General features: G+C 55.2%; 4 protein-coding genes. 2 read left to right on the top strand and 2 right to left on the bottom strand.

The genetic code is table 11. The annotated features are described in order from the left end of the window. A partial coding sequence (locus tag AAAB16_RS25535) for a zinc ribbon domain-containing protein YjdM (protein ID WP_340665880.1) occupies positions 1 to 320 on the bottom strand: 320 nt, incomplete at its 3' end. 182 nt (positions 321 to 502) lie between these two features. On the opposite strand from AAAB16_RS25535, the gene AAAB16_RS25530 reads away from it, so the two are divergent. Both AAAB16_RS25530 and AAAB16_RS25525 read left to right on the top strand, forming a co-directional pair. Further along, entirely contained in the window at positions 503 to 1399 is an 897-nt protein-coding gene (locus AAAB16_RS25530; RefSeq protein WP_340665879.1) for a YihY/virulence factor BrkB family protein, read from the top strand. A gap of 96 nt (positions 1400 to 1495) precedes the next feature. Continuing rightward, positions 1496 to 1891: a transcriptional regulator gene (locus AAAB16_RS25525; RefSeq protein WP_340665878.1), complete on the top strand. Its 396-nt coding sequence runs from the start codon at positions 1496 to 1498 to the stop codon at positions 1889 to 1891. 4 nt (positions 1892 to 1895) lie between these two features. Here the strand turns inward: AAAB16_RS25525 and AAAB16_RS25520 are convergent, their stop codons facing one another. Next, entirely contained in the window at positions 1896 to 2381 is a 486-nt protein-coding gene (locus tag AAAB16_RS25520) for an LEA type 2 family protein (RefSeq protein ID WP_340665877.1), read from the bottom strand. Positions 2382 to 2605 lie beyond the last annotated feature (224 nt).

Raw genomic sequence — 2605 nt, 5'->3', positions numbered from 1 at the left:
GACTTGAGTTTCATCGGTCCAATACCGTCGATTTTGCAGTCGATATCGTGGTCGCCATCGCATAGGCGAATGTTCTTCACCTTGGTACCGACCTTGACCACCAGCGAGGTGCCTTTGACTTTAAGGTCTTTGATCACGCTGACCGAGTCGCCATCTTGCAGCACATTGCCCACCGCATCCTTAATCACCTTGGCGCTGTCACCAGCGTCCGCCGTGGCTGTGGCTGACCACTCGTGGGCGCATTCCGGGCAGACCAGTTGCTGGCCATCTTCATAGGTGAATTCGGAATTGCATTTCGGGCAGGGTGGCAACGTGCTCACGGGAACCTCGGGTTTGGGTGGTTTAAAAGGCCGCATAGTGTATAGGGTTTTTCCCGCGCTTTAGGTGTGGCGTTCTTTCGCCTCAGATTTAGGGCGAACCGATCCGCTTTTCAGGGGCTCATAACCCTGGATGCCACGTGATCTTGTTGGTGTCGGTGACAGCTGAAGGTTGGAGGGCGAGCATGTTTTTACCGGATTTACGCGGGGTTTCCTTTAAAGAGGTAATCAAGGGCTCGGTCGTTGGTTTTATCGACGACGAGTTGCCGACCTATGCCTCAGCGTTAGCCTTTCAGCTGTTCTTTTCGCTGTTTCCCTTTTTACTGTTCCTGATTGCTCTGATCAGCGTGCTGGATATCGAGCCGTTTTTCGATTGGCTGCGACAGCAAGCCGAACTGGTCCTGCCGCAAGCGGCAATGGAGCTGGTGAACCCGGCGATCACCAATTTGCAGACGCAAAAATCCGGGCTTTTCTCCTTTGGTATTTTGGTCGCGCTGTGGACCTCTTCGGCTGCCGTGCGCTCGACCATGCTCGCGATGAACCAGGTCTATGGCGTGGAAGAAGCGCGGCCGGCGTGGAAGCGTATTCCTTTGTCGGTGATTTACATCATCTGCGTGGCGGCGTTGCTGTTAATGGCTGCGGGCTTGATGGTGGTCGGCCCGCAAGCGATGAACTGGGTCGCGCACCAAGTCGGCCTGGAGCAGATTGTGGTGGTGCTATGGAGCTGGCTGCGTTGGCCGGTCGCGGTGTTTATGTTGGTGGCAGTAGTGGCGGCGGTTTATTACTTGGCGCCGGATGTGGAGCAGGAATTTCGCTTTATCACGCCAGGATCAATCGTTGCGGTAGTCGGATGGATCGCCGCCTCGCTGGGCTTTGGTTACTACGCGCAGAACTTCGCCAACTACAACGCTACCTACGGCAGCATCGGCGCGATCATCATCTTTCTCTTCTATCTATACCTGTCCTCGGCCGTGCTGCTGTTCGGTGCAGAGCTCAATGCGGTGATTGAGCACCACGCACGGGACGGAAAGGCGCCGGGCGAGAAGGTGGCCGATGATGGAGTGGCGGCGAAATCAACCTGAACGGGCATGGGGAGGGTGGGTCACAACCTATGACGGATGAGCCCGCAGCCTATTAGCTAGCGAGGCACCACTAACAATCGGTTGGAGGTTAGGAACATGGCTACCTCTAACTGGGATCTGATTGAGCGCTTGCTCCACGAAGTGCAGAACGGTGCCTACAAACCGTTTAAACCACGGGAGTACGCTGCAGAGTTCGCTGCGGACCAGACTGCTGAAGGCGTGCAGCTAGATAAGCTGGATTCGCTGAAAGTGGAAGCTTCGGACTACGAGGCGCTGCTACTTAAGGAAGGCTTTATCGAGCCTCGGCCCGAACACGAAGGTGGTAACGGGGAAAACTTTGTTCTCACCTTGCGTGGCTCCAGCTTGCTGAGTCTTCTCGATAGCAGCATTCCTGGTAGTGAGCATCCGCGCGAAGTGCTGGACGAGAAAGGTGAGGCGGCGCTTCAGCCTGAAGTGTTTGATGAAATCGCTAAGCAAGCCGCGATCGCTTAAAGCTCTATTGGGCCTGTGTATCGTCGGGTAGGGTCAGTTCGCCGCTGTCGGTAAAGCGAGCTGCACCCCACAGGCCTCCCCCCAATTTGCCGTTCAGCTCGTAGGGCACACCGGTTCGGCTGGATGGGGTGTGTTGCGCAACGCCCCATGCTTGGCGCAATACAGAGAACGCCGAGATAGTGATGGGTACGCTGATAACCTTCTCGCCATAGCGTGGGATCTCTCCGCTTTCGTCGCTGACGCCGGCGGCCAATGGGCGGTTGTTCATGCGCAGTTCCAGTGCGATCCCGTTGTACCTGATCGCGCTTTCATTTGGGTTCTGTACCCGTAGCTTGACGGCAAAACGCGCTTCCATATCGTGGCTGGGTAGCGGCTCCAAGCCCACCAAGTCAACGTATACATCATCTCTTACTCCCAAGACGCTGCATGCGCTGAGGCCTAGTACTAGCCCGGCGTGTAGTGCTGTTCGTGCGATCAGGCGCAAAAGCATTATGAACATCCTCTCAGTGTGGAAGTGTTGCTTCTATATATAGGGGTAGAGGCTTTTGCGGGACGGCCGTTCGGTTTAATCGTTTATTTCAGAATCATTTCAATAAAGCCTTGACGGCTTTTCCTGGGTGCTTATAATGCGCACCACTTCCGGCGCGGAAGTCTCTTAAAACTCCAAGTTAATCAATAGGTTAGCGAGAAATTAAGGGTTGCAAAGCAGAGAGA

This window comes from Pseudomonas sp. (genome assembly GCF_037994325.1).
Lineage (GTDB): Bacteria > Pseudomonadota > Gammaproteobacteria > Pseudomonadales > Pseudomonadaceae > Aquipseudomonas.
The sequence above is the reverse complement of the archived record's forward strand: the minus strand, read 5'-3'. Positions and strand labels throughout refer to the sequence as shown.